Here is a 260-nt window from a genome sequence, read left to right as displayed (position 1 = left end):
GAAATTTCTAAAAGTTCTTTTTCTGTAAGTGTCTCTAAGTTCATAATATGATTCTCCTTTTATTTTTTATTAGCAACCAGCAATTCCGCCAGCAACGCCGCCAGCTAAAGCTCCTAGCCCACTGCCATAAATTACACCAGGACCAAGCTCCCAAGTGTATCCAGCTCCTGTTAAGAATCCACCAACTGCGCCAGAAGCGATGCCTGCTACACATTTACCTGCGCCACCAGCTGAAATTTCTAAAAGTTCTTTTTCTGTAA

1 protein-coding gene is annotated in these 260 nt (G+C 42.3%); it reads right to left on the bottom strand.

Annotation, left to right across the window (positions count from 1 at the left end; all coding sequences use genetic code 11):
* Positions 1-69: 69 nt before the first annotated feature.
* Positions 70-260: hypothetical protein (locus JDS95_RS30725; RefSeq protein ID WP_199691067.1), on the bottom strand; the 191-nt coding region annotated here is incomplete at its 5' end.

It is taken from the genome of Bacillus cereus group sp. N24, from assembly GCF_016483345.1.
In the GTDB taxonomy this organism is placed as follows: Bacteria; Bacillota; Bacilli; order Bacillales; family Bacillaceae_G; genus Bacillus_A; species Bacillus_A toyonensis.
The sequence above is the reverse complement of the archived record's forward strand: the minus strand, read 5'-3'. Positions and strand labels throughout refer to the sequence as shown.